Raw genomic sequence first — 242 nt, forward strand, 5'->3', positions numbered from 1 at the left:
TAATGGTCGTCACAAGGAAATTTCCGCTCGTGTGAAACACATGAATGGCTCAACCATTAATAACCCAGGACAGCACGAGGCTTAAGATAAATAAGCAATAAATAGAAAGCCGTCAAACGACTCGAAGGTTAAAAATGCAGTAGATTTTTTAACCCGTGCTTGGAAATGGGAAGCGAGGTTAGTCGGAACTATTTCGATTAAACTGCTTTTTCCACCGAGTCATTGACGTGTTCAAGAAAAAG

Origin of the sequence: Larkinella sp. C7 (assembly GCF_006149005.1) — a bacterium.
GTDB lineage: Bacteria > Bacteroidota > Bacteroidia > Cytophagales > Spirosomataceae > Larkinella.